We start from the raw sequence: 24,550 nt of genomic DNA, 5'->3' as shown, positions 1-24,550 counted from the left end.
GTCCCCCGATGCCCGTCCGTATCCTCCACCTCCACTCCAGCTTCGCGCCCGGCGGCAAGGAACAGCGCGCCGTCCGGCTGATGAACGCCTGGGGCGACCGCGCCGTGCACACCATCGTCTCGGGCGTGCCCGAGCAGACCGGCGCGCGCGACTGGATCGCCCGCGGCATCCGCTACGAGATCGCGCAGAACCCGCCGCCGCTCACCGGAAAGCCCTCGGTTGCCCGCTACGAGGCGATCGCCCGCTATGCGTCGCGTTTCGACCTGGTGCTCACCTATAACTGGGGCGCGATCGACGGGGTGATGGCGCGCCGGGCGTTCGGCAAGAACATGCCCCCCGTCGTCCATCACGAGGACGGTTTCAACGAGGACGAAGCCCGACGGCTCAGCCCCGTGCGCAACATGTACCGCCGCTTCGCGCTCGGCGCTGCGTACGCGCTGGTGGTGCCGAGCCACGCGCTGGAGACGATCGCGCTCGACACCTGGCGCCAGCCGCGCGCACGCGTCCACCGCATCGGCAACGGCATCCCGGTCGAGAAATACGCCGCAGGCTGCGCGCCGGACGCGATCCCCGGCTTCCGCCGCAAGCCCGGCGAGGTGGTGATCGGCTCGCTCGCGGGCTTTCGCGACGTGAAGGACCTGCCGCTGCTGGTGCGTGCCGTCGGCGGCATCGTCGAGGACGTGCAACTGGTGCTGGTCGGCGACGGCCCGGAGCGCCAGGCGATCCTGGACGCGGCCGAGGCGATGGGGATCGAGGACCGCGTCCACCTGCCGGGCTTCCTGCCCGAGCCGCATCGCTACATGGGCCTGTTCGACATCTTCGCGCTGTCGTCCAGGAGCGAGCAGCAGCCGATCTCGGTCATGGAGGCGATGGCCGCCGGCCTGCCGGTGGTGGCGCCGCCGGTCGGCGACATCCCGCAGATGGTGGCCGAGGAGAACACCCCCTACATGGGCATCGACCGGCACGAGGTGCACCTGCGCGACCGGCTCCAGGTGCTGGCGCAGGACCCGGCCGCGCGCGGCCGCGTGGGCGCCGCGAACCAGGCGCGCGCTCGTGCGTTGTTCGACGAGAAGACGATGATTGCGGCCTATGCCGCGCTCTACGAGCAGGCGATGGGCAAGCCGGGGGCGTTGTCCCCCCAAGCGTAATTCTCTCGCGCGCCAGGAATTTGGGCAGTAAAGGCGCGGCATCGCTGGTCCGCCGCGCAGGTTCGTCGGGCATCATTCGGAGGTTGGTTTGTTCAAAGGTCTGTCCCCCATCAGCTACAACGGCCGTGAGGTCTGGCCGCTGGTCGAGGGAGGGAAGGGCGTTGCCGCCACCAACCACGCGTCTGCGGGTGCCTGGGCGGCAGCCGGCGGCATCGGCACCGTCTCGGCAGTGAACGCCGACAGCTATGATGCCGAGGGCAAGATCATCCCGCAGGTCTATCGCGCGCTCACCCGCCGCGAACGCCACGAGGAACTGGTCGAATATGCGATCGAGGGCGCCGTCCAGCAGGTGAAGCGCGCCTGGGAGATCGCCGGCGGCAAGGGCGCGATCAACATCAACGTGCTCTGGGAAATGGGCGGCGCGCAGCGCGTCCTCCAGGGCGTGCTGGAGCGCACCCGCGGCATGGTCGCAGGCGTCACCTGCGGCGCGGGCATGCCGTACAAGCTCAGCGAGATCGCCGCCGAGCACAACGTCCATTATCTGCCGATCGTCAGCTCCGGCCGCGCGTTCCGCGCGCTGTGGAAGCGCGCCTATTCCAAGGCGGCCGAATGGCTCGCCGCGGTCGTGTACGAGGATCCCTGGCTCGCCGGCGGCCACAATGGCCTGTCGAATGCCGAGGACCCGCTCGCACCCCAGGACCCCTATCCGCGCGTGAAGGCGCTGCGCGACACGATGCGCGAGGGCGGCATTTCCGACGACGTGCCGATCGTGATGGCGGGCGGCGTCTGGTACCTGCGCGACTGGAACGACTGGATCGACAATCCCGAGCTCGGCAAGATCGCCTTCCAGTTCGGCACGCGTCCGCTGCTGACCCAGGAAAGCCCGATCCCGGAAGAGTGGAAGCAGCGCCTGATGCAGATCGAGGAGGGTGACGTCCTTCTCCACCGCTTCTCGCCGACCGGCTTTTATTCGTCGGCCGTCCGCAACCCCTTCCTGCGCAGCCTGGAAGCGCGTTCCGACCGGCAGATCGCCTTCACCACGCAGGAAGCCGGCGACCACAGCTTCCAGCTGGACGTCGGCGTGAAGGGCAAGAACTTCTGGGTGACGCGCAACGACCTGCTGCGCGCCCGCGAATGGTTCGGCGCCGGCTTCACCGATGCGCTCAAGACGCCGGACAACACGCTGGTGTTCGTGACGCCGGAAGAGAAGCAGATCATCCGCAAGGACCAGGCGGACTGCATGGGCTGCCTCAGCCAGTGCAGCTTCTCGTCCTGGGCGGATACCGAGACCAACTCGACCGGGCGCCTCGCCGATCCGCGCAGCTTCTGCATCCAGAAGACGCTGCAGGACATCGCCCATGGCGGTCCCGTCGACAACAACCTGATGTTCGCCGGCCACGCCGCCTATAACTTCAAGCGCGATCCCTTCTATTCGAACGGCTTCGTGCCGTCGGTGAAGCAGCTGGTCGATCGCATCCTGACCGGCGACTGATACGAACAAGGGCACGGCCGCCGATTGCGACCGTGCCCTCGTTTCTTTTGGGCGCAAGAGACGCCCGTGCGGGCTCAGTCGTCCACGACCGTGCCGACGACCGCGCCGCCGACGCCGCCAACCGCAGCACCCTTCTCGACATCGCCATTCGTCGCCGCAGCAACGCCGGCACCGCCCGCCGCGCCGATGCCGGCACCGGCCAGCGTGGAACAGGCACCCAGCGGCATCGCGCAGACGAGCAGCAGGGCAGGGGCAATGAGCTTCTTCACGGCAGCTTCTCCGGTTCGTTGGGGGTATCCGACCAAAGCACAGGCCGCGCTGAGGTTCCGTCCAGATGTTCGCCCGGCGGCGCGCACGGCGGTTGAAGCCGGCGGCCCGAACGCACTACGGTGTGCCGGGGGACAACAGAGGACGACACATGCGGCATTCGGTGGTTTGGCTTGGCGGAGCGGCGATGCTGGCCGCGGCGGTGCTTCCCGCCGGCGAGGCAGCCGCGCAAAAGCGCAAGCCGCCCTATTACGCCTCCATCGCCGCGGGCGAGGCACGGATGCGCACCGGTCCCGGCAAGAACTATCCGGTCAGCTGGACCTTCCGCCGCGCCGACCTGCCGATCAAGGTGGTCGACATCTACCAGGACTGGCGCAAGGTCGAGGACCCGGACGGGACCCAGGGCTGGATGCAGGTCGGCCTGCTTTCCGATCAGCGCACCGGCTATGTGAACGGCGGGCTCGTCGAGCTTCGCTCCGCACCCAATGGCTCGGCGCACGTCGACTGGCGCGCCGCACCCGGCGTCGTCGGTCGGCTCAGCCGCTGTTCGGCCGGCTGGTGCTATTTCGACGTGAAGGGGCGCGGCGGCTATGTCGAGCAGTCCCGCCTGTGGGGCGTCGATCCCGGCGAGGATATGTAAGCCCCGGCGCGACTTCCCATGGTTGATCCCTGGATCTGGCCCGCCGCCCTGGGGCTGCTCGGGCTGGTGTTCGGCAGCTTCATCGCCACCCTGGCGATCCGCTGGCCGGAGGGGCGTTCGAGCCTCGTCGGCCGGTCCGCCTGCGACGGTTGCGGGCGGACGCTCCGCGCGATCGAGCTGGTACCGGTGGCGAGCTTCGTCGCCCAGCGCGGCCGCTGCCGAAGCTGCGGCGCCAGCATCGCCCCCAGCCATCTCGTGGTGGAGCTGCTCGGCCTCGTCATCGGGGTCGCGAGCGGGCTCGCCGCTCCGGGGCTTCCCGCGATCGCCGGGGCGGTGTTCGGCTGGCTGCTCCTCACGCTCGCGGCAATCGACCTGCGCGCCTTCTGGCTGCCCAATCCGCTCACCGCTGCGCTGGCGCTCCTCGGGCTAGGAACCGGGCTGCTCGGCATCCCGCCGTCGCTTCCGGATCGGCTGATCGGAGGCGCCGCCGGCTTTGCGGCCCTGTGGCTCGTCGCAACCGTCTATCGCCGCCTGCGCGGCCGGGTCGGCCTTGGCGGGGGAGATCCCAAGCTGTTCGGCGCCATCGGCCTCTGGCTCGGCTGGCACGCGCTGCCGATGGTGCTGCTGCTCGCCTGCCTGCTGGGGCTGGCGGTGGTGCTGGTCACCCGCATCCTCGGCCGCCCGCTCGCCGCCACCGACAGGCTGCCCTTGGGCACCCTGCTGGCGCCAGCCGCCTTCCTCCTGTGGCTGATCGCACAAGCAGCTCCCTGAGCCTCAGCACTCGGAGGCTCCCCCTCACGCATGCCTCTCTCGTGCTCCTGCGAAGGCAGGAGCCCAGGGCCCCAGGCGCCGCAACTCGTTTCCTGCTGGGCGCTCGACCCGCGTGTGCCGGACCTGTCCTACACGCGCCCAAGCTGCTTCAGTCGCGACATGGCCGCCGCACCGCTCTCAGCCCATCGTCGCGCCTGTCAAAACCGGAGGTCCAGCGTGCTGCGTTGGCCTAACCTTAGACTAACTTTCCGATCCCGCCGGCTCCAGGTGATAGTGGATCGGCTTGAACGTGCCGCCGTTGGAATCCGGCGCCGAACAGGCGGTGAGGCCGATCACCAGGTCCATGTGCGCACGGAAGCGGATGAAGTCGCCCGCCTTGCTGATCGGCGGCAGCACCTTGAGCTTGCCCGTCTCGCCGTCGATCGGCACGTTCATGAAGCAGTTGAACGCCACCGGGATGCGATCGGGCGCGACCCCATAGGGCTCCAGCGCTGCGGCCAGGTTGCCGAAGCAGCCGCGATGCGGCGGCAGCTTGGGGTAGAAATGGTGGAAGGTGTCGTACGAGCACGGCGTGAGCAGGAAATCGTGCCGCCCGACTGTGTCCTCGACGATCTCCAGCATCACCTGCGACCGGTTCGAATAGAGCCGGTGGCCGGTGGTGAGGTAGATCGTCTCCGCGTAGTCCAGCGTCCGGCCGGAGGAGATCACCTCGTCCAGGTCATGCGCGTTGAACGCCAGCAGGTCGGCGACCTGCTCGCCGCGCGGATCGATCACCGTCAGCGTCTCGCCCTTCGCCAGTCGAAAGGCGGTGCCGCTGCGCTCGGGAATGACTTGGGTCGAAATCAGGAGTCTCCGGAATAATGGAACGGGCAGCGCCAGCCCGCGTCGACTTCGCGCCCGCTGTACTGGCGTGCTTCGCTGGACGTGCCGTGGGGGGCCAGCATCGGGTTGCGCGATCCTGCCAGCGCCTCGTCGCGCACCAGGATCTTCTCGCGCATGCTCTCGTACTTGCCCTCCGCGCGCAGCCGCTCGAACTGGTCGTGGAGGTTGAACACCATCGCCGGCCGCTCGAACCGCCGGGCAGGGCGGCTGGAGTTGGGATGAAGGCCGACCACGAAGAAGGCCTCGCCGCCGAAGCTCAGCGAGAAGTGCGGGTTCTCGGGGTCCGGACTGACGCGCGTGTCATACTCCTGGCCCCGCCACACGTCCTTGTCCGACAGCGACTGGACGCGTTGCCACAGCGCACGCTCGAACGCCGCCTCGGACAGGTCGTCGGGGCCGTCGAAGACGACGGCGAAGCTGCGGTACATGGTCTTGTCGCGGCGATAGGCCTGGGCGAAGCGCAGCAGCGCGTCGTGGATGCGCACGTCGTCCCAGGCGCTGTCGATGCGGGTGCAGCCGAACACTTCCAGCGTACCCTTGGCGAGGGCGGCCTTGGCGCCGACGCACGGAAAGTCGCGCTCGCCGACATGGGCGAACATCATCGCTTCCAGGCGCTCCTGCGCCTCGTGCTTCCAGCTAAACATAGGTTTGGATTTGATCCCTTCGAGCGGCCACTACGCCCGGCACCCGAGTAGAGTTCCGCCACCCGGGCGATGCGGCCGGGGTGGCGGCGGGCCACTCAATATTTGTCGCGGCGCGGCTTGTGCTGGCGCTTGCTCGGCAGCTGGTCGGCCATGGTGGCACCGCGACGGCCCGGCGGGCGCGGGCGGCCGGTCGTGGAGTCCACGCCGGTCTGGCGTTCGGACTCCGCGTTGATCTCCGCACCGATCAGCACCGCGTAGCACGAGACATAGAGCCACATCAGCAGCACCACGACGGCACCCAGCGCCCCATAGGTCGCGTTGTAGTTGGCGAAGTTCGCGGCATAGACGCCGAACCCCAGCGTCGCGATGCCCCACAGCAGCGTCGCGGCGACGGAGCCGATCGACAGCCATTGCCACTGCGCTCGCGCCCGGTCCGGCGCGTAGCGATAGATGAAGGCGAAGGTGCTGCTGGCGATGGCGATCGCGACCAGCCAGGTGAGGATCTGGATGGTGATGACTCCCGCGCGCCCCAGCACGTCGACCGCGGTCTGGAGGTAGCCGAGCGCACCCGCCGAGAAGAGGCCCACCAGCGCCGCCAGCACCGCGCCCACCGTCAGCAGCGCGGAGGCGAGGGTGGTCTGGATGATGTTGCGGCTCTCCTCCTCCTCATAGATCACGTTCAGCGCCTGGATGATCGCGCTCGACGCGCGCATCGCGCCATAGATGGAGAAGAACAGCGCGATGGCGAGACCCAGCCCGGCCTTGGAGGCGGCAGTGGTCGCGACCGAGATCAGCTGGTCGGAGATCAGCCGCGCCGCATCCGCCGGCACCAGTTCGAAGATCGTCTTCATGTGCTCGGCAACGGTGCTCGGGTCGGCGACCAGGCCGTAGGTCATCACGATCGCGCCGAGCAGGGGCACGAAGGAGAGGAAGCAGTAGAAGGCGACCCCTGCCGCCATCAGCGACAGGTTGTGATAACCGTCCATCGTGTAGACCCGTTTCAGGATGGACTTCCACGCGGCCCAGGGATGCTGCCACGGGTGAGTCGATTCCACCCCCGGGACTTCATGGGGTTCCGGGTGGAGCTTGGTCTCGGTCGGATCGACGTCGGGTGCGCTCGGGCCGGCGGCAGGCGCGCTGCCGGAAGGGGTCGCGGCGTCGGTCATCTGTCATTCCTCGCTTTCGATCGTCCCGGCTGCAACGCGCGCCGCCGCGATCTGGATGCACCCGAAACGATGCCGGCACGGGCGGGAACCAAGCTGCTTCGTTACGGGTTTAGAGCGGTCCGGGGACGGGCGCGCGCGGGCGCCTGGGAGTGAAGGGGAGCAAGTGGGGGATTCTCGTCGACAGCTGTACTGGAGCCTGCTGGCCAGTGCCTTTGTGATGCCGTCCGCGATCGCTGCTCCGGTCGCCCAGCTCTCCGCACCGCCTGCAACCGCAGCCGGCGGCGCTCCTGCGGCGGGGCCCGCGGATACGCGCACCCAGGCTGGGCAGCCCGCTGCCGCCCAGCCGCAGGGCGACATCGTTCCCGAGGCAGAGTTCGACAGCTCGCTTCCGCCCCTCAGCGGCGACATCAATGCCCCGCTGGAGGCGATGCCTTCCGCCACGCCGTCCGCCCAGGCCAACCCGCCGGCAGCCACGCCGGCGACGGCTGCGCCCCAGACCGGCGCAACCGCGGGCGAAGCGATCCCGGACGCGCCGCTGGCCGAGGAGGCGGAGCTCGCGCAGCCGCTGCCGCCGATCGCGACGTTCGACGCTAACCCAGTCGAGGTCGCGGGCGTCGACGACAAGGAAGGCACCGAGATCCGCTACAAGGTGGCGGTCAACGGCCTCGACGACATCGACACACTCGATCGCTTCGACGCGCTGTCCTCGCTCAAGAAGGACGGTACGAAGGCGGCGAACGCGGCGATGATCACCGCGCGTGCCAAGGAGGACGAGCAGCTCGCAGTCCGGATTCTTCATGCCGAGGGATATTACGACGGCACCGCCGTTTCGACGGTCGAGCAGCAAGAGGGCGGCACCGTCCAGGTGACGATCAACGCCACGCCCGGCCCACAGTACAAGCTCGCCTCGATCAAGGTGGACGCGCCGCCCACGACGCCGCCGAACCTGGTCGACAAGGAACTGCCGCTCAAGGTCGGCGAGCCGATCATCGCGGAACGGGTGCAGGCAGCGGAGGCCAACGTCAGCCTGAAGCTGCCGCAGCAGGGCTATCCCTTCGTCAAGGTGGGCGAGCGCGACATCCTGCTCGACGAGCAGACGGTGACCGGCGACTATACCCTGCCGGTCGACACCGGCCCGCGCTCCTCGTTCGGCGGCTATACGACGGACGGCAAGCTCGCCTTCGACGCCGAGCATGTCGGCGTGCTGGCGCGCTTCGAGCGGGGGGAACTCTACGATACGCGCAAGGTCGACGACCTGCGCGACGCGCTGGTGGGCACGGGGCTTTTCTCCAGCGTCTCGGTGGAGCCGAAGCGTACAGGGCAGCTTGCGCCGGACGGAACCGAATACGTCGACCTCGCCGTGCACCAGACGGCCGGACCGGCCCGCACGCTGGCGGCCGAGGCGGGCTATGGCACCGGCCAGGGTGTGCGCGTCGAGGGCTCCTGGACGCACCGCAACCTCTTCCCGCCCGAAGGCGCGCTGATCATCGCCGGCGTCGCCGGTACCCAGGAACAGGGCCTGAGCGCGACCTTCCGCCGCCAGAACGCGGGCAAGCGCGATCGTACCGTCAGCCTGACCGCAGCGGCCAACCACTCCAACTATGAGGCGTATGAGGCGTTCACCGGCACCCTTGCCGGCAAGATCTCTTACGACTCGACGCCGATCTGGCAGAAGCGCTTCACCTATTCCTATGGCTTCGAGCTGACCGGCACGAACGAGGACGTTTGGAGCTTCGAGAAGAACAAGCGCGACCGCGGCACTTATTTCGTCGCGGCGCTGCCGTTGTTCGGCGGGTTCGACACCTCCGACAACCTGCTCAACCCGACCAAGGGCTTCCGCCTGAAGCTGAACGCAAGCCCGGAAACCTCCGTGCGCGGCGACGTCAGGCCCTATGGCCGCTTCATGGTCGAGGGCACGGCCTATTATCCCGTGACGTCCAGCATCGTGCTGGCCGGCCGGGCACGCGCCGGCAGCATCTTCGGCATCGATCGCGACGATCTCGCGCCCTCGCGGCGCTATTATGCCGGCGGCGGCGGTTCGGTCCGCGGCTTCGGCTACCAGGAACTGGGGCCGCGCGCGCCGGACGGCGATCCGATCGGCGGCCGCAGCCTCAACGAGTTCGCGATCGAGGCGCGCTACCGCTTCGGCAACTTCGGGATCGTGCCCTTCCTGGATGCAGGGCAGGTCTATGAAGGAACGATGCCCGACGCTTCCGACCTGCGCTTCGGCGCCGGTATCGGCGGCCGCTTCTACACCAACTTCGGCCCGCTCCGCGTGGACGTCGCAACGCCGCTGAAGCGGCGCGAAGGCGAGTCCAAGGTGGCCCTCTACATCTCGATCGGGCAGGCGTTCTGATGGCCGAGGAAGTGATCCGCGAACCCGGCGTCGGCGAAGAGCGCGTCGTCGTGGTCGATCGTCGTCCGCTGTGGCAGCGCATCGCCAAATGGGTCGCCATCGTCCTGACAGGGCTGGTGCTGCTGCTGGTCGTGCTGGTGATCGGGCTGAACACCCGCTCTGGCCAGGGTATCCTGGTCCGCCAGATCAACAATTTCTCGACCGCCTCGGGCCTGAAGGTCCATGTCGGCCGGATCGAGGGGTCGCTCTACGGCGCGATGGTGATCCACGACCTGCAACTGCGCGACACCAAGGGCGTCTTCGCTTCGTCGCCGCAGGTCGCCATCGACTGGCGCCCGTTCGCCTTCGTCCGCAGCCATGTCGACGTGCGCTCGCTGACCAGCCCGCTGATCCGCTACGATCGCAATCCCGTGCTGCTCGCCACCCCGCCGAGCGAGGACCAAGGCCCGCTGCTCCCGGACTATGACATCGACGTCAACAAGCTGTCGGTGGGCCGCCTGGAGATCGGGCCGGCGGTCGCGGGCCAGCGCTATGTCGCAAAGATCGACGGCCAGGCGCACATCGCGGACCGACGCGCGCAGATCCAGGCGAACGCCGGCACCATCGCCGGCGGCGGGCTTGCCGGCGGGGACCGGTTGGTGCTGCGCCTGGACGCGGTGCCGGACGACAACAAGCTCGACGTCGACCTGCGCGTGACCGCGCCCAGCAACGGCCTGGTCGCGGGTCTCGCCGGGCTGAAGGCGCCGCTGGTGCTGAACGTCGACGGCCGTGGTGCCTGGAGCGACTGGCGCGGTCGCGCCGCCGGCACGCTCGGTGGGCAGCCGCTCGTCGACCTCAACGTCCTCGGCCGCTCGGGCAATTTCCAGGTCCGCGGCTTCGCGCGTCCGGGGCTTTACCTCGAGGGTCCGGTCGAACGTCTGACCGCGCCGCGCTTGCAGATCGCGCTCGACACCGCGCTCAATGAGCGCGTCGTGGATGCCAAGCTCCGCCTGCGTTCGGACGCGCTTTCGGTCGCGACCGACGGCAAGGTCGACCTCGGCAATAGCCGCTTCGGCGACTTCCGGGTCGAGGCGATGCTGCTCACCCCCGGTTCGATCGCGCCCAACCTCAACGGTCGCTCGGTGCGCGCCGCCGTCGTCCTCGACGGCCCGTTCCGCACGCCCACCGTCGACTACAAGGTCCAGGCCGCTGCCCTCGGCTTCGGCGAAACCGTCGTCGAGCAGCTCTATGCCGAGGGCAAGGCGACCATCGACAGCGAACGCATCCTGATCCCGATCAACGCCAAGGCACGGCGCATCTCCGGCCTCAACGCCGCGGTCGGTGGACTGGTGACGAACGTCGCGATCAACGGTGATCTGGCGATCAGCAACGGCGACCAGGTGCTCTCCGACAACCTGCGCCTGCGCTCCGACCGGATCGACGCGACCGCGATCATCGCTGCCAACCTCTCGACCGGCCGCTACACGGGCGCGTTGAAGGGGCGGATTAACAATTACGAGATCGCCAGCATCGGCATCATCAACCTGCAGACCGATGCGGATCTCTACACCGCGGCCAACGGCGGCTACGGCATCCGCGGCCGCGTGGTCGCGCAGACCAAGCAGCTGTTCAACGAGGGTATCCGCAACTTCCTGGGCGGCAATGCGACCACCTCGGCGAACATCGCCTACAGCCCCGAAGGCATCATCAGCTTTTCGAACCTGAAGCTGAGCGCGCCCCAGTTCCGCATCCTGCGCGGCTCGGGCCGCTACGATCCGGCCGGGCCGCTGCTGGTCAACGCAGACGCCTATTCGACGCAATATGGGCCGCTCACCGCGCGCGTGTCCGGCTCCATGGCGGCACCGGTGGTGTCGCTGCGGGCGCCGCGCCCCGGCGTCGGCATCGGCCTGGTCGACCTGAAGGCAGACGTGCGCGGGCAGGGGGATCGCTATGCGATCGTTGCGTCCGGTGGCACCAACTATGGCCCGTTCAACGCGAACGTCCTGCTGAGCACGGCGCCGCGCCTGACGGCCGACATCCGCTCGGCGCGCTTTGCGGGCGTCGACATCAACGGCCGCGTGCAGGCGACCAATGCCGGTCCGTTCGCCGGCCGCCTGAACTTCTCAGGCTCGGGCATCAACGGCTTCGCCAACCTCGGCGCCGTCGGCAAGTACCAGCGGGCCGACCTGAACGCACGCGCCTACAACGCCCGCATCCCCGGCCAGGACGGCATCACCATCGGCCAGGCGATCGTCACCGCCTCGGCGGTGCTCTACGACCAGCCCCAGATCGTGGCGGACGCGCAGCTCGGCAACTTCCGCAGCGGCGAGATGGTCGTGACCCGGGCCCGCGCCAAGGTGAACTACCGCGGCGGCAACGGCACCGCGCAGCTGCTGGCAGAGGGCTCCTCGGGCGTGCCGTTCCGCGTGGCCGCCAATGCGCGGCTGAGCCCGAACGAGTATCTCGTGGCGCTGCAGGGCGTGGGCAACAACGTCAACTTCCGCACCGCCAACCCTGCGCGCATCGTGCCGGGCTCGGGCGGCTATCGCCTCTACCCGACGCGCATCAACTTCGATCGCGGATCGATGCGGATCGCGGGCTCCTACGGCGCCGGCATGACGCTCCAGTCGCGGCTCGACAGCCTCGACGTGAGCCTGCTCAACGCGTTCGTGCCGGGCCTGGGCCTCGGCGGCACGGCCACTGGCAGCCTGGACTTCGCACAGCCGAGCGGCGCGAGCTTCCCGCAGGCGGATGCCCGGCTGACCGTGCGTAACTTCACCCGCTCCAGCCTCGCGGCGGTCTCCGATCCGGTCGACGTCGTCTTCGCGGGTGATCTGCGGCCGGAGGGCGGCAGCGGCCGCGCGCTGATCCGCCGCGGCACCACCACCGTGGGGCGCATGGTCGCGAACCTGCGTCCCCTCGCGCCGGGTGCCGGATCGTGGACGACCCGCCTGATGGCGGCGCCCCTGTCGGGCGGCATCCGCTACAACGGCCCGGCAGGCGTGCTCTTCTCCTTCGCGGGCCTGACCGACCAGCAGCTGTCGGGGCCGATCGGCATCGCCGCCGACTTCAGCGGGCGCGTGCAGGCGCCGCGGCTTACCGGCGTCGTGCGCGCCAACAATCTCACCTACGAGAATGAGGCGCTCGGGACGCGGCTGACCCGGATGCAGATCGACGGCCGGTTCAACAACGACCGCTTCGAGCTGGTGACGCTCAACGCGCGGGCGGGCGAGGGCAGCCTTTCGGCCAAAGGCAGCGTCGGCCTCGCCGCCGACAGCGGCTTCCCGATCGACGTGCAGGCGACGCTCGACAATGCCCAGCTTGCGCGCAGCGATGCGCTCGGCGCGTCGGCCAGCGGCCAGATCCGCGTGCTCAACAATGCGCAGGGCGGCTCGATCACGGGCCAGCTCAACATCCCCGAGGCGCGCTACCAGATCGCGTTCCAGGGCGCGTCGGAGGTTCCCGAGCTCACCGGCATTCGCCGCAAGAGCGAGATCCGCGCGGCCGCGGCCAACCCGCAGCCGGCGGCTCGCGCGGCACCGGTGGGGCTGTTCAAGCTCGACCTGCGGGTGCGCGCGCAGAACCAGCTCTACGTGTCGGGCATGGGCCTGGAGTCCGAGTGGAAGGCGGACCTGCGGATCGGCGGCACCTCGGCGGCGCCCCGCATCGCCGGCGGCCTCGACCTGATCCGTGGCACCTATTCCTTCGCGGGCAAGGAGTTCGACGTCGACCGGGGCAAGATCAGCTTCGAAGGCGACGACTTCACCAACCCGGTGATCGACATCGAGGCGAACACCACCGTCGAGGACGTGACCGCGACGATCCTGGTCGCCGGTACCGCGCAGGCGCCGCGCATCTCCTTCACCTCCACCCCCGCGCTCGCGCAGGACGAGGTGCTGGCACGGCTGCTGTTCGGCCGCTCGGTGACCGACCTGTCGGCGACCGAGGCGATCCAGCTGGCGGCGGCGCTCAACTCGCTGCGCGGTTCGGGCGGCGGCGGGCTCAACCCGCTCGGCAAGCTGCGCTCGGCGACCGGCATCGACCGGCTGCGGATCCTGGGAAGCGACGAGGCGACGGGCCGCGGCACCGCGCTGGCTGCCGGCCAGTACCTGACCGACGACATCTATATCGAGATCATCACCGACGCGCGGGGCTTCACCGCCACCCAGCTCGAGGTGGCGTTGACCAAGGCGCTGAGCGTGCTCTCGCAGACCGGGTCGTTCGGTGGATCGAACGTCAGCGTACGCTACTCGAAGAACTACTGACGGAAGGCCGGCGCGCTTCGGCGCGCCGGCCCTCAGCCTGCCAACACTGCGCGCCTGGCCTGCCTGCGCAGGCGTGCGGTTCGAAAGCTGGGGTGACTTTAGCCCAGCGCGGCGAGTGCCGCTTCGGCAGCAACTTCGCCGCTGGCGAGGGCGCCGTGCGCGGTGGAGAAGTCGCTCGCCGAACAGGCTTCGCCCGCGAAGAACAGCCGATCGTCTGGACCCGCGAGAACGGCGCGGGCATCGGCATGGCCGGGGAGGGCATGGCTGTACGATCCGCCGAAGCCGTCCGCCTGTCCCCAGGCGGAGGCGGCGATCAGCCGCAGCCCGCGTGGGAAGTCCGCGCCGAGCAGCGCCCCAAGTTCTTCCCGGGCAAACCCCGCGGTGGCGTCCGCGCCGGCCCTCTCAAGCGCCGCAGCGCCGCTGCCGCCGAAGAAGCACTCCACCACGGGCCGCCCGAACGGGCGCAGGTAATAGCTGCCGGTATGGCTCGCGCGCGGGTTGCCGAGCAGGTGGCTGTCCGGCGGCACCGCCTCCGGCTCGTTCAATCGCAGGAACAGTTTGTTGGCGAGCCCCAGCGGCAACTGCGCAGCGGCATGGCAGCGGGCGTCGTAGCGGGCCGGAAGCGCGATTCCTCCGCGGGCGAGCACCGGCGTCGCGACGGTCACGATGGCCGTCCGCGCGCGCACGGCGCCGCGCGGGCTCTCCAGCACCAGATGGCCGCCCTCGTCGCGGATGCGCCGGACGGGGGTGCCGAGCGCCACCGCCACCCGCGGCAGCTGCGACGCCACCAGCGTGCCGTAGCCGTCGGGCACGCGCCAATTCTCGTCGGTCGCGGCATCGTCATAGGCAAGGTAATCGGCCACCGACAGGTCGGCGAGCCCGGTTCCGTTGATGTAGCCGCTCAGCGCCTCGACATAGGCGTTCCATTCGCCCTCGGGCGGCAGCGCATCGGCGGCACGATCGCTTGGCGGCGGGTCGCTGCGCAGCCGCGCATCCCACGCCGCGAACGCCCGGTTCGCCGCTTCGCGCTGCTCGGGCGGGAAGCCCAGGTCACGCAGCTGCTTGCCCCAGGCGGACTCGCTGCGGTCGATCGCGAAACCCGCATGCTCGGCGATCTTCACCCAGGGGTTGCGGTCCGCGGAGTGGAGCCAGCCGCAGCCCATGTCGAGCGGCATGCCCTGGGCTCCCAAGGTCCATGCGCGCCCGCCGATGCGGTCGCTCGCCTCCAGCACCAACACATCCAGGCCGCGCCGGTGCAGCCGGCGCGCCGCGCCGATGCCGGCAGCACCGGCGCCGATGATGGCAACGTCGACGTCGGTCATTGCGCGCGCGGGTGCGGCTCCGCGGTGGAGGACTGGGTGCGTGCCTCGGCTTCCGGATGGCCCGGCATCGTCGCCGTGTCGGCGGCTCCCGCTTGCGGCGTGGCGGCCTGTGCCGGGCGCGCACGTTGCGGGTCCGTCTCCGCCGCGGCGGCGCCGCCCAGGCCGCCGCCGCCCGGGGCTTCGTCCAATCGTGCGTCGGTCAGCACGGCGGCCGCGGTCGCGTCGTCGCGCGGGTCGTTCTGGGGTGTCTCGGGGGCGTTGCTCGGCTGGTTGGTGGCCACGGGCGATCTCCTTGCGTCCCCTCAACGCGCAAGTGGCCGAGGCTTTCCCGATCAGACCGCCTTGCTGAAGCGCTGCGCGTCGGGCTGGCGATAGCGGTCGAACGCTGCCGCCGCGAGGCGCGCATAGGGTCTGCCGTCCGGCAGCACGGTCACACGAGTGCCGTCGATCCGAACGAGCCCTTCCTGGGCCAAGCTGGCGAGCGCCGGCAGCGCGTCCGGGGCCGGGGCCGCGTCGACGCTCCCGTCGCACAGCAGCCGTTCGATCAGGTCCGAGCGCAGCCGGTCGTCGGCCGATCGCGCGACACCGCGCACCGCCGCCAGGCCGCCGTTCGCGACGCGCATGCGGTAGCGGCCGACGTGCTTCTCGTTCTGCACCAGCAGCCCGTCGTACTGGCTGATCGAGGACGCCCCCAGACCGATGATCGCCTCACCCGGCTCGTCGGTGAAGCCCTGGAAGTTGCGGCGCAGCGTCCCCGCGGCCGCCGCTTGCGCGAGGCTGTCGTGCGGTCGCGCGAAATGGTCGAAGCCGATCGCCGCATATCCCGCCGCGACCAGGATGTCATAGGCGAGCGCGCTCTGGGCGAAGCGCTGCGCCGCATCCGGCAGCGCCTCGTCCGGGATCATCCGCTGGCGCGGCAGCAATCGCGGCATGTGCGCATAGCCGAACATGGCGATGCGATCGGGCGCAAGATCGAGCGCGGCGGCGAGCGTCTCGGCCAGGTCCTCGGAGGTCTGGTGCGGCAGGCCGTACATCAGGTCCAGGTTCACCGCGGCGATGCCGGCGGCGCGCAGGTCCAGCACCGCCTGGCGCACCATCTCGTACGGCTGGATGCGGTTGATCGCGCGCTGCACATGCGGCGCGAAGCACTGCGCACCCAGGCTCACCCGGGTCACGCCGGCGCGCGCGAGCGCCTCTGCATAGGTCGCGTCCAGCGTCCGGGGATCGAGCTCCGCCGCGATCTCCAACCGCCCTGCGCAGGCAAAGCTCCGGCGCAGCAACTCGGTCAGCCGCACGAAGTCTTCCGGAGGCAGGGCGTTGGGGCTGCCGCCGCCGAAATGGATCGCGACGACCCGCCCGCGCATGCGGGCTGCTACCGCGCCGATTTCCTGCTCCAGCGCCACCAGATAGGCATCGAGGCGGGAGGCGCGGCCGATCGCCCCAGTGTTGCACCCGCAATACCAGCAGATCTCGTGGCAGTAGGGGATGTGGACGTAGAGCGAGACCGGCGTCTCTGGCGCGATGGCCGCAAGCGCCTCCGCCTGTTCGGCCGGGCCAACGCCGGTGTGGAATTCCGCAGCCGTGGGATAGCTGGTGTAGCGGGGCACGGAGCGGCGCGCGAGATCGGGCAGGTAGCGGTGCATGTCGCCCCTTTCTGCTCCCGCGCGCGCGGGCACGTTGACGCGCGTCAAACTCGGTCGCGGCCGTTTGATACCGGTCAACGCCGCCGCTGACGTTCGACCGCACAAGGCAGGCTGGAGGCCTGAATGACTGACATCCAGCACCTGTTCGAACCCAAGCGTCCGGCCGCCCGCCGCTGGCACGTCATTGACGAGATCGATCTCGTCCCGCTGCTTTCCGAGCATGTGCGCAGCGAACAGCTTTGCCGCCGGCTCGAGAAATGTGCGGACGCGCTGCCGGAGCTGCCGGACGCGGAAGAGATCGAGGCGCTCTGCGACGCGCTCGATGCGCAGGCCGTCGAGCAGGCGAGCCGCGAAGATGCGCTGCTGGACGCCTTGTTCGGCGCGGAAGCCGAGCCGCTGGCAGACACGCTGCTGGCGTACGTCTGCGCCCAGCACGTCACCTTTGCGGTGCAGGCGCAGGACCTGCTCGCGGTGCTGCGCCCCCATGCCGTCGATCGCGGGCCGTGCGCGGCGACCCTGGGCTACATGTTGCGCTGCTTCTTCGACGGCTGCCGCGCTGCCATGGCGTTCGAGGAGCTGGCGATCCGCACGCTGGCGGAAGCCAGGCTCACGCCGGCCGCGCGCCTGCTGCTCGACAACCGGCTCCAGGCCCGCTGCCGCGTCGCCTGAGCGCCGGGCTCAGGCCGGTTCCGCCCGTTCCTCCAGCGCCGACCGGTCACGCAGCGTCACTGCGCGGCCGCCGGGCAGGCCGATCACGCCGGAGGCCTTCAGCTTGGTCATCTGCCGACTCACCGTTTCGATGGTGAGGCCCAGCACATCGGCGATCTGCCCCCGGGTCAGCGGCAGGTCGAAGGTGATCGGCCCTTCGGCACTCGCGCGGCAGGCGCTGCTGCCGGCACGGTCCGCCATGTCGAGCAGGAAGCCGGCGATCTTTTCCTCCGCGGACTTGCGGCCCAGCATCAGCATGCGGCCGCGCGCCTCGTCGAGGGCGGCAAAGGTGCGCTGGAGCAGCAGCCGCTCCATGCGCACATGGTCTTCCAGCACCTGCTCGAACTGCTTGCGCGGGAAGACGCACAGCTCGGCGTCGGTGAGCGCGGTGACGGTGAAGTCGGCTGCGTCCGCATAAGGGCGGCCGATGAAGTCGGCGGGATAGTGCAGGCCGACGATCTGCTCGCGCCCATCCGCGGTGGAGGCGCTAAGCTTGAGCACGCCCGACAAGAGGTTGGCGCAGATGATGCTCTCATCCCCCGCCCAGATCACCGTCTCGCCCTTGGAGAGTCGCTGCCGCCGACCGAGCGCGTTCAGCGCTTCCAGTTCATGGTCGGTAAGGCTGCCGCACAAAGCCAGGTCCCGCACCGAACAGTCGGCGCAAATCTCAATCGCTGCCATGCAGGGCCTATACGTAACATGGATTGGTTTGTCGCGCGAAACGCGCCGGCGTGCGCGTTGATGCGGGTCAAGGCGCGGGCGGGCTGCACGGGAGGATAGGGGAGGTGTCGCCGGGCAGCGGCATGGCGCCCGTCGCCCGATGATCCTCCCGCCTTCGACGGGCTGCCGGAGCCTTCCGACAGCCCGCCGCTTTTCGTTCAGATCCCGTGACGGATCTCGACGCCGGGGATGCCGGGCACGTCCACCTCGAACGCGAACAGGTCGCCCGCATGCGGCTGCTCGGCGCGTTCCGCTGCCGACAGGTGCTTGGAGGCGGTGGTGGCATAGAGCGTCTTGCGCTCCGGCCCGCCGAACGCGACCTTGGTGATGGCGCTGACCGGGAAGCGGATCTGCTCCAGCAGTTCGCCCTTCGGCGAATAGCGGCGCACGCCCCAGCCGTTGTAGAGCCCGACCCAGATGCAGCCTTCGGCGTCGACGGTGGGGCCGTCCGGATGCCCTTCCGAATTGGGGATCTGGGCGAACAGCCGCGCGTCGCTGAGCGTCCCGTCCTCGTCCACGCTGCACGCGTAGATCAGGCCCTTGCCGGTATCGACGTGATAAATCGTGCGGCCGTCGGGGCTGAACGCCGGGCCGTTGGTGATCGCGCACGACGGCGTGGAGGCGACGCAGCGCCCGTCCGCGCCCAGGCGATAGATGGTGCCGCTCTCCGCGGTCTCCCCATCGTCCATGGTGCCGAACCAGAGCCGGCCATGCGGATCGACGGTGCCGTCGTTGAGCCGGTTGCCCGGATGCTGCGGCTCCGGATCCACCAGCGGCACGAACGCCCCCGTGGTCGGATCGAAGCGGGCAAGCCCGCTCTGGAGGCCTGCGATCAGTCCTCCGTCCGCACAGGGCAGCACGAAGCCGCATTGGCCCGGCGTCTGCCAGCTCTGGATCGCGTTTGTTTCCGGATCGAGCCGGTAGATGCGGTAGCTCTTGATGTCGACGAACCAGAGCGCGGCGTCGCGCTCCACCCACACCGGCCCTTCGCCCAGCGGGGCGCCGAGCTGGACGATGCTGACGGGCTCGCTGCGCTGGACCGCCATCACAGCGCCTCCACGCGGCGTGCGCCAAGCGGCGCGAGGAGCGAAGGATAAGCAAAAGACGTGGAGATCACCGGGTGAAGGCCTCTTTGTCGGCGGGGGGGGGGGGCGTGCGGCCGCAGCAGTGCGGCGGGTCTGCAGCATCCTCTCCTGCCGCCGGTTATGTGGTCCTCGGCAGCATCCGTGGCTCCCCACAGGCTGTCAAGCGCGGGATCCCCAGCTCGGAAAGGAGGTAGTGCGTCCGGGACCGCGGCTCATCGCATCGTTAACTCCTGAGTTACCTTGACCTGCGAAGCCGGCAGGGGTTCAGGGAAATGGAAGCGTATCATGTACAAAGCCCATAAGCTGCAGCTGCTCGTCGCCGTTGGCGCGCTCGCCATCGCCGGCTGCGCCCGCAAGCCGGAGCCGGCGCCGCCGCCGCCAGCGCCCACTCCCACGCCGACGCCCGCGCCCATGCCCGTGCCTCCCGCCGGCAGCGCCGCGGGGCTGAGCACGCCGACGGCCTTGCCCGACGGCGGCTACCCGACGCCCAATCGCGCGCTTTCGACGGCCGGAAAGGTGTGGCACCTGCGCAGCGCGCTCAACGTCGCCGCGCTCCAGTGCAACGTCTCGGACCCGACGATCGTCGCCCACTATAACGCGCTCATCAAGACGCAGACGAAGAGCTTCGCTGCCGCCCACAAGACGCTGTCCGCCGAATATCGTGCGGCCGGCGGCGACTGGCAGGACCGCTTCGACGATTCCATGACGCGCCTGTACAACTTCTTCGCGCAGCCGCCGGTGCAGAAGGAATTCTGCGCCCGCGCCGTGCCGATGATCGCGACCGCCGCCGCCCTTCCGGCCGGCGCGTTCGAGAGCTTCGCCGCAGGCGCGTTGGAGCAACTCGATCAGCCGTTCGTGGACTTCTACCGCCGCTACGATCTGTACCGGGTCGAACTTGCGGCCTGGAAGTCGGGCCAGCAGTCGCCCGTGCCCCGACTTGGCGTGGACCCGGTCGTGCTGCTCGGCTCCAACGAAGTGACGCTGGCCAAGGGGGTGCGCGTCGCGTCGCGCTGAGCCACACCGGCGCCCCAGCGGTTTGCATCGGGCGCCCCCCGGCCGCTAGGGGAGGGGAAGGAGGTGGGCGCATGGATGTGCCCACGCCTTTCCCTGCGCATTGGAGTGGCTGTTGGAATCAGTAACGATCGTTCTTGTGCTGCTGCTGGCAGTGGTGGTCAGCGGTGCCGTCTCGCGAATGGTGCCTTTTGCGGTGCCGGCGCCGCTGGTCCAGATCGCGCTCGGCGCGGCGATTGGGCTGGCGGGCGATTGGCGGGTCGCACTGGATCCGGAACTGTTCTTCTTCCTGTTCCTGCCACCGCTGCTGTTCCTGGATGGCTGGCGCATCCCCAAGGACGAATTGTTCAAGGATCTGCCGACCGTGGTCGAGCTGGCGCTTGGCCTGGTCGTGATCACGGTGCTCGGAATGGGGTTGTTCATCCACTGGATGATCCCGGCCATGCCGCTCGCGGTCGCCTTCGCGCTCGCAGCCGTCGTGTCGCCGACCGATCCGATCGCGGTCTCCGCCATCGCCGCGCGCGTGCCGATCCCCAAGCGGATGATGCACATCCTGGAGGGGGAGTCGCTGCTCAACGACGCTTCGGGCCTCGTGTGCCTGCGCTTCGCCATCGCCGCCGCGCTCACCGGCACCTTCTCTGCCTCCAGCGCTGCGCTCAACTTCCTCTGGGTGGCGTTCGGCGGGCTCGCGATCGGTGTTGCCGTCACCATGGCCGTGACCTGGGCCAAGTATCGCGTGTCCAGGCGTTTCGGCGAGGAGATCGGCTCGCAGATCCTGGTCAGCCTGCTGATCCCGTTCGGCTCCTACCTGCTGGCGGAGCATTTCCACTGTTCCGGCATCCTGGCGGCCGTCGCTGCCGGCGTGACGATGAGCTTTGCCGAAATCTCCCGGCAGGCGCTCCCCGCGACGCGCGTTCGTCGCAATTCCGTCTGGGACACGATCCAGTTCGCCGCCAACGGCATCATCTTCGTGCTCCTGGGCGAGCAGCTGCCGGCAATCCTCCACGGCGCGCGAGAGACGGTCGCGCTTACCGGCCACCAGAATGTCTGGTGGCTGGCCCTGTACGTGCTCGCGATCAACGTCGGGCTCGCCGCATTGCGGTTCGTCTGGGTGTGGATATCCCTGCGCCTTACGCTGCTGCGCCGGGGCGACGCCGGGCAGAGCCCGGAGTGGCGGCTCGTCGCCGCCATGTCCTTTGCAGGGGTGCGCGGGGCGATCACCTTGGCGGGTGTGCTCACCCTGCCGCTGCTCGCCGCGAACGGAACGCCGTTCCCGGCACGGGACCTCGCCATCTTCCTTGCCGCAGGGGTGATCGTCACCTCGCTGGTGGTCGCCAGCATCGGGCTTCCACTGCTGCTGCGGGGCCTGAAGATGCCGGCGGACGCGTCCGTCCAGGCGGAGGAGGATGCCGCGCGCGTCGCCGCTGCGGAGGCTGCGATCCGCGAGATCGAGCGCGTCCAGCACGACCTAGCCGCCGGCCGCAGCGACGCGGACCTGTACGCGTCCGCCGGAGCCCGCATCATGGACCTCTACCGCGAGCGCATCGAGGCGCGCAGCCAGGAAGGGGAGGCGGCGGAGGCGGCGCGCCGCGAAGATGGCATCGAACGCGAACTGCGCCTCGCGGGTCTCAAGGCGGAACGCGCCGCCATCTTCCGCAGCGCACGCGAACGACGCATCGGCAGCGCCACGTCCAGCAAGCTGGTCCGCGAGCTCGACCTGCTGGAGGCGCGCTACCGGAGTTGAGCGCCGGCGGCGTCCCGTGCCTGGCACCGCGCCAGCATCGCGACGCCGCTAAGCCTCGCGGTTCGCATCGTGAAGGGGATCATCCTGCCTCCGTCGTTCCGCTTGGAAGCCTGGGCAGAAGATGTTGGGGTCCCCCTAACGCCGTGCAGCCTTGCGCGTGCAGAAGATGGAGGCCCGACCGGGAATCGAACCCGGGTGCAAGGATTTGCAGTCCTCTGCGTCACCACTCCGCCATCGGGCCTCGACGTCGGGAGGCGGGCACTTGCTCGGTTTTCGGCTCGCGGTCAACCAGGTTTCCGCCCTCGCTCCACTGTGGGCCAGAAAATGGCCGCGGTCGCTTGGCGGCATCGCGCGTGCGAAGTACATAGCAGCGTTCTCAACTAGTGTATTGCACGAATAATACAGACGTGCGACAGGAGCATCATGGACGGTTCGGCAGATACCCTTCGGTTCGACGAAATGCGCGCGGCGATGGTGGCGAGCCAGCTTCGCACCACCGCTGTCGACGACTCGCGGGTGATCAAGGTGATGGGCGAGGTCCCGCGGGAGCGCTTCGTGCCCGCTGCCGCGCTTCCGATCGCCTATTATGATCGCGACATCGCGCTGGGGAACGGCCGCGCCATGAACGCGCCGCTCGCTTCCGCCCGCCTCATCAACGAGGCGGAGATCGCCTCGACCGACCGGGTGCTGCTGATCGGTGCGGCGACCGGCTATACCGCAGCGGTGCTCGCGGAGCTCGCCGGCTCGTTGGTCGCGCTCGAGGAAGATGCGACGCTCGCCGCCCAGGCGCGCGAGGCACTTGCCGGCATGGCTAATGTCACGGTGGTCGAAGGGCCGCTGGTCGAGGGATGGGCGCAGGGCGCGCCCTATGACGCGATCGTGATCGACGGCGCCGTCGAGTTCGTGCCGGACGCGATCGTGCACCAGGCCAAGATCGACGGCCGGGTGACGACGGGCGTGATCGACCGGGGCGTCAGCCGGCTTGCGGCCGGGCGCCGCAGCGAAGGCGGTTTCGGCTTGGTCGACTTTGCGGATGTGGACTGTGTTGTGCTGCCGGGGTTTTCCAAACCGCCCACCTTCCAGTTCTAAAGCCGCGCAAAACCATGGGGGGGGAGTATGCGCGCGTTTCGTTGGATCGCCGGGGTCAGTCTCATTGCCTGTGCGGCGTCGTCCGCCCAGGCGGAGACGCTGCGCGAGGCGCTGGTGCGCGCCTACAGCAGCAACCCGCAATTGACCGGAGAGCGCGCAAACCTGCGCGCCACCGACGAGGGGGTGCCGCTGGCGCGTGCCTCCGGCCTTCCGCAGTTGAGCGCCGACGGCTCGTATAGCGAGAACGTGCTCAACACGGCGAACAACAGCATCGCCCAGCCGCAGCGGACGGCGGCAGCGGGGGTCAACCTGTCGGTGCCGCTCTACAGCGGCGGCGCGGTGCGCAACTCGGTGCGTGCGGCCGAGCGACGGGTGGAGGCGGGGCGCGCGAACCTGCGCAGCGTCGAGGCGAACGTGTTCACCCAGGTGGTCGCCGCCTATAACGACGTGCTGCGGGACGAGGCGATCGTGCGCCTCAACCAGCAGAACCTCCGCGTGCTGGAGGTGAACCTCCAGGCCTCGCGCGACCGGTTCGAGGTCGGGGACCTGACCCGTACGGACGTCGCTCAGTCGGAGGCACGGCTCGCCTCGGCCCAGTCGCAGCTTCGCAGTGCCGAGGCACAGCTGATCACCAGCCGCGAAAACTACGTCGAGGTGACGGGTGCCCCTCCCGGCACGCTGGCGCCCCCGCCCGAGCTGCCGAACCTGCCGGGGAACCCGCAGGGCGCGGTGTCGGTCGCGGTCGACAACAATCCCTCGCTCCAGGCGGCCCAGCGCGAGAGCGACGCCGCCGGCTTCGACGTGCGCGTCGCGCGCGCCAGCCGCCTTCCGCGGGTGGCCGCGGTGAGCGGCGGCAGCTATTCGACCGTCCTCAACTCGATCCCCGACATCAACGGCATCCGCATCTCGCCGGACGGCGCGTCCGTCACGGCCGGCCTGCAACTGTCGGTGCCGCTGTTCCAGGGCGGTGGCCCCGCCGCGCAGGTCCGGCGCGCGCAGGCGGTGGAGAGCTCCGCGATCGAGCGGGTGACGCAGGTCGAGCGGGCAGTCGTTTCCGACGCGCGCTCCGCCTTCGCCGCCTGGCAATCGTCGCTGCGGGTGATCGAGTCCTCGGAAGTGCAGGTTTCCGCCAACCGCCTGTCGCTGGAGGGCGTCCGCGCCGAGAACAGCGTCGGCACGCGCACCATCCTCGACATCCTCAATGCCGAGCAGGAACTGCTCAACTCGCAGGTCCAGCTCGTGTCGGCGCGGCGCGATGCCTATGTCGCCGGCTTCGCGCTGCTGGCCGCGATGGGCCGTGCGGAGGCGCAGGACCTGGGGCTTGACGGCGGCGCGCTCTACGATCCCACCACCAACTACAGCCGGGTACGCAACCGCATCTGGGACTGGGACAGCGATCCGGCGCCCAAGCCCGTCGCCACCACGACGGTCGGCACGCCCGCCCAGACGCCGGTCGTCACCCGCGAGCTCGAGCCGGAACTGCGGCACGACGTGAACCCCTATGGCATCACGGACGGCGCCGACGCCGCCAATCGTAGGGGTGGCGATGCAGCGACGCGCCCCGTTGACACCAATCGCGCAAACCCCGACAGCTGATCGGTCAGGAAGACGGTAACCA

General features: G+C 69.4%; 20 protein-coding genes and 1 tRNA gene. 11 read left to right on the top strand and 10 right to left on the bottom strand.

All coding sequences use genetic code 11. The features are described from left to right. Positions 1-8: 8 nt before the first annotated feature. Both EDF69_RS12015 and EDF69_RS12010 read left to right on the top strand, forming a co-directional pair. Positions 9-1,148: a glycosyltransferase family 4 protein gene (locus EDF69_RS12015; protein WP_132881881.1), complete on the top strand. Its 1,140-nt coding sequence runs from the start codon at positions 9-11 to the stop codon at positions 1,146-1,148. 88 nt (positions 1,149-1,236) lie between these two features. Next, positions 1,237-2,640: an NAD(P)H-dependent flavin oxidoreductase gene (locus EDF69_RS12010; protein WP_132881882.1), complete on the top strand. Its 1,404-nt coding sequence runs from the start codon at positions 1,237-1,239 to the stop codon at positions 2,638-2,640. 74 nt (positions 2,641-2,714) lie between these two features. Here the strand turns inward: EDF69_RS12010 and EDF69_RS12005 are convergent, their stop codons facing one another. Next, on the bottom strand, positions 2,715-2,909 hold the full coding sequence (locus tag EDF69_RS12005; RefSeq protein ID WP_132881883.1) for a hypothetical protein: 195 nt from the start codon (positions 2,907-2,909) through the stop codon (positions 2,715-2,717). 149 nt (positions 2,910-3,058) lie between these two features. Here EDF69_RS12005 and EDF69_RS12000 point away from each other — a divergent pair, with 149 nt between their 5' ends. Beyond that, entirely contained in the window at positions 3,059-3,547 is a 489-nt protein-coding gene (locus EDF69_RS12000; protein WP_132881884.1) for an SH3 domain-containing protein, read from the top strand. Between the two features lie 18 nt (positions 3,548-3,565). Beyond that, entirely contained in the window at positions 3,566-4,318 is a 753-nt protein-coding gene (locus tag EDF69_RS11995) for a prepilin peptidase (protein WP_132881885.1), read from the top strand. Between the two features lie 240 nt (positions 4,319-4,558). Here EDF69_RS11995 and EDF69_RS11990 read toward each other — a convergent pair whose 3' ends face one another. The 3 genes from EDF69_RS11990 to EDF69_RS11980 all read right to left on the bottom strand — a co-directional run bounded on the left by EDF69_RS11990 (position 4,559) and on the right by EDF69_RS11980 (position 7,010). Beyond that, a complete protein-coding gene (locus EDF69_RS11990; RefSeq protein WP_425336675.1) occupies positions 4,559-5,161 on the bottom strand; it encodes a DUF1989 domain-containing protein in 603 nt (200 codons plus the stop codon). Further along, entirely contained in the window at positions 5,161-5,844 is a 684-nt protein-coding gene (gene gntA, locus EDF69_RS11985; RefSeq protein WP_132881887.1) for a guanitoxin biosynthesis heme-dependent pre-guanitoxin N-hydroxylase GntA, read from the bottom strand. The genes EDF69_RS11990 and gntA overlap by 1 nt, the downstream gene beginning before the upstream one ends. A gap of 95 nt (positions 5,845-5,939) precedes the next feature. Continuing rightward, a complete protein-coding gene (locus tag EDF69_RS11980; protein ID WP_165889945.1) occupies positions 5,940-7,010 on the bottom strand; it encodes a YihY/virulence factor BrkB family protein in 1,071 nt (356 codons plus the stop codon). Positions 7,011-7,227: 217 nt separating this feature from the next. On the opposite strand from EDF69_RS11980, the gene EDF69_RS11975 reads away from it, so the two are divergent. Both EDF69_RS11975 and EDF69_RS11970 read left to right on the top strand, forming a co-directional pair. After that, entirely contained in the window at positions 7,228-9,366 is a 2,139-nt protein-coding gene (locus EDF69_RS11975; RefSeq protein ID WP_132881888.1) for an autotransporter assembly complex protein TamA, read from the top strand. Continuing rightward, entirely contained in the window at positions 9,366-13,610 is a 4,245-nt protein-coding gene (locus tag EDF69_RS11970) for a translocation/assembly module TamB domain-containing protein (RefSeq protein ID WP_132881889.1), read from the top strand. The genes EDF69_RS11975 and EDF69_RS11970 overlap by 1 nt, the downstream gene beginning before the upstream one ends. A 98-nt stretch (positions 13,611-13,708) precedes the next feature. Here the strand turns inward: EDF69_RS11970 and EDF69_RS11965 are convergent, their stop codons facing one another. From EDF69_RS11965 to hemN, 3 genes are read right to left on the bottom strand one after another with little or no spacing between them, the layout of a single operon-like run. Further along, a complete protein-coding gene (locus EDF69_RS11965) occupies positions 13,709-14,932 on the bottom strand; it encodes a flavin monoamine oxidase family protein (RefSeq protein WP_132881890.1) in 1,224 nt (407 codons plus the stop codon). Then, entirely contained in the window at positions 14,929-15,213 is a 285-nt protein-coding gene (locus tag EDF69_RS11960; RefSeq protein WP_132881891.1) for a hypothetical protein, read from the bottom strand. The genes EDF69_RS11965 and EDF69_RS11960 overlap by 4 nt, the downstream gene beginning before the upstream one ends. A 51-nt stretch (positions 15,214-15,264) precedes the next feature. After that, positions 15,265-16,575: an oxygen-independent coproporphyrinogen III oxidase gene (gene hemN / locus EDF69_RS11955; RefSeq protein WP_132881892.1), complete on the bottom strand. Its 1,311-nt coding sequence runs from the start codon at positions 16,573-16,575 to the stop codon at positions 15,265-15,267. 123 nt (positions 16,576-16,698) lie between these two features. Here hemN and EDF69_RS11950 point away from each other — a divergent pair, with 123 nt between their 5' ends. Then, on the top strand, positions 16,699-17,244 hold the full coding sequence (locus EDF69_RS11950; RefSeq protein ID WP_132881893.1) for a hypothetical protein: 546 nt from the start codon (positions 16,699-16,701) through the stop codon (positions 17,242-17,244). Between the two features lie 9 nt (positions 17,245-17,253). Here the strand turns inward: EDF69_RS11950 and EDF69_RS11945 are convergent, their stop codons facing one another. Both EDF69_RS11945 and EDF69_RS11940 read right to left on the bottom strand, forming a co-directional pair. Next, entirely contained in the window at positions 17,254-17,964 is a 711-nt protein-coding gene (locus EDF69_RS11945; RefSeq protein ID WP_132881894.1) for a Crp/Fnr family transcriptional regulator, read from the bottom strand. Between the two features lie 197 nt (positions 17,965-18,161). After that, positions 18,162-19,049 carry an SMP-30/gluconolactonase/LRE family protein gene (locus tag EDF69_RS11940; protein WP_132881895.1) on the bottom strand — a complete coding sequence of 296 codons (888 nt, stop codon included), beginning with the start codon at positions 19,047-19,049 and terminating at the stop codon, positions 18,162-18,164. 324 nt (positions 19,050-19,373) lie between these two features. On the opposite strand from EDF69_RS11940, the gene EDF69_RS11935 reads away from it, so the two are divergent. After that, positions 19,374-20,102 carry a hypothetical protein gene (locus tag EDF69_RS11935; RefSeq protein WP_132881896.1) on the top strand — a complete coding sequence of 243 codons (729 nt, stop codon included), beginning with the start codon at positions 19,374-19,376 and terminating at the stop codon, positions 20,100-20,102. 112 nt (positions 20,103-20,214) lie between these two features. Next, a complete protein-coding gene (locus EDF69_RS11930; protein WP_125960340.1) occupies positions 20,215-21,843 on the top strand; it encodes a Na+/H+ antiporter in 1,629 nt (542 codons plus the stop codon). A 167-nt stretch (positions 21,844-22,010) separates the two neighbouring features. On the opposite strand, the gene EDF69_RS11925 is transcribed toward EDF69_RS11930, so the two are convergent. After that, positions 22,011-22,084: transfer RNA gene (locus EDF69_RS11925), tRNA-Cys, on the bottom strand. A gap of 182 nt (positions 22,085-22,266) precedes the next feature. On the opposite strand from EDF69_RS11925, the gene EDF69_RS11920 reads away from it, so the two are divergent. Further along, positions 22,267-22,932, top strand: coding sequence for a protein-L-isoaspartate O-methyltransferase family protein (locus EDF69_RS11920; protein ID WP_132881897.1), 666 nt, complete (start codon positions 22,267-22,269; stop codon positions 22,930-22,932). A 27-nt stretch (positions 22,933-22,959) separates the two neighbouring features. Continuing rightward, entirely contained in the window at positions 22,960-24,528 is a 1,569-nt protein-coding gene (locus EDF69_RS11915; protein WP_132881898.1) for a TolC family outer membrane protein, read from the top strand. Positions 24,529-24,550: the final 22 nt, after the last annotated feature.

The sequence above is a fragment of the Sphingomonas sp. JUb134 genome (assembly GCF_004341505.2).
Classification (GTDB): Bacteria; Pseudomonadota; Alphaproteobacteria; order Sphingomonadales; family Sphingomonadaceae; genus Sphingomonas.
This window is presented reverse-complemented; position numbering and strand designations above follow the sequence as displayed.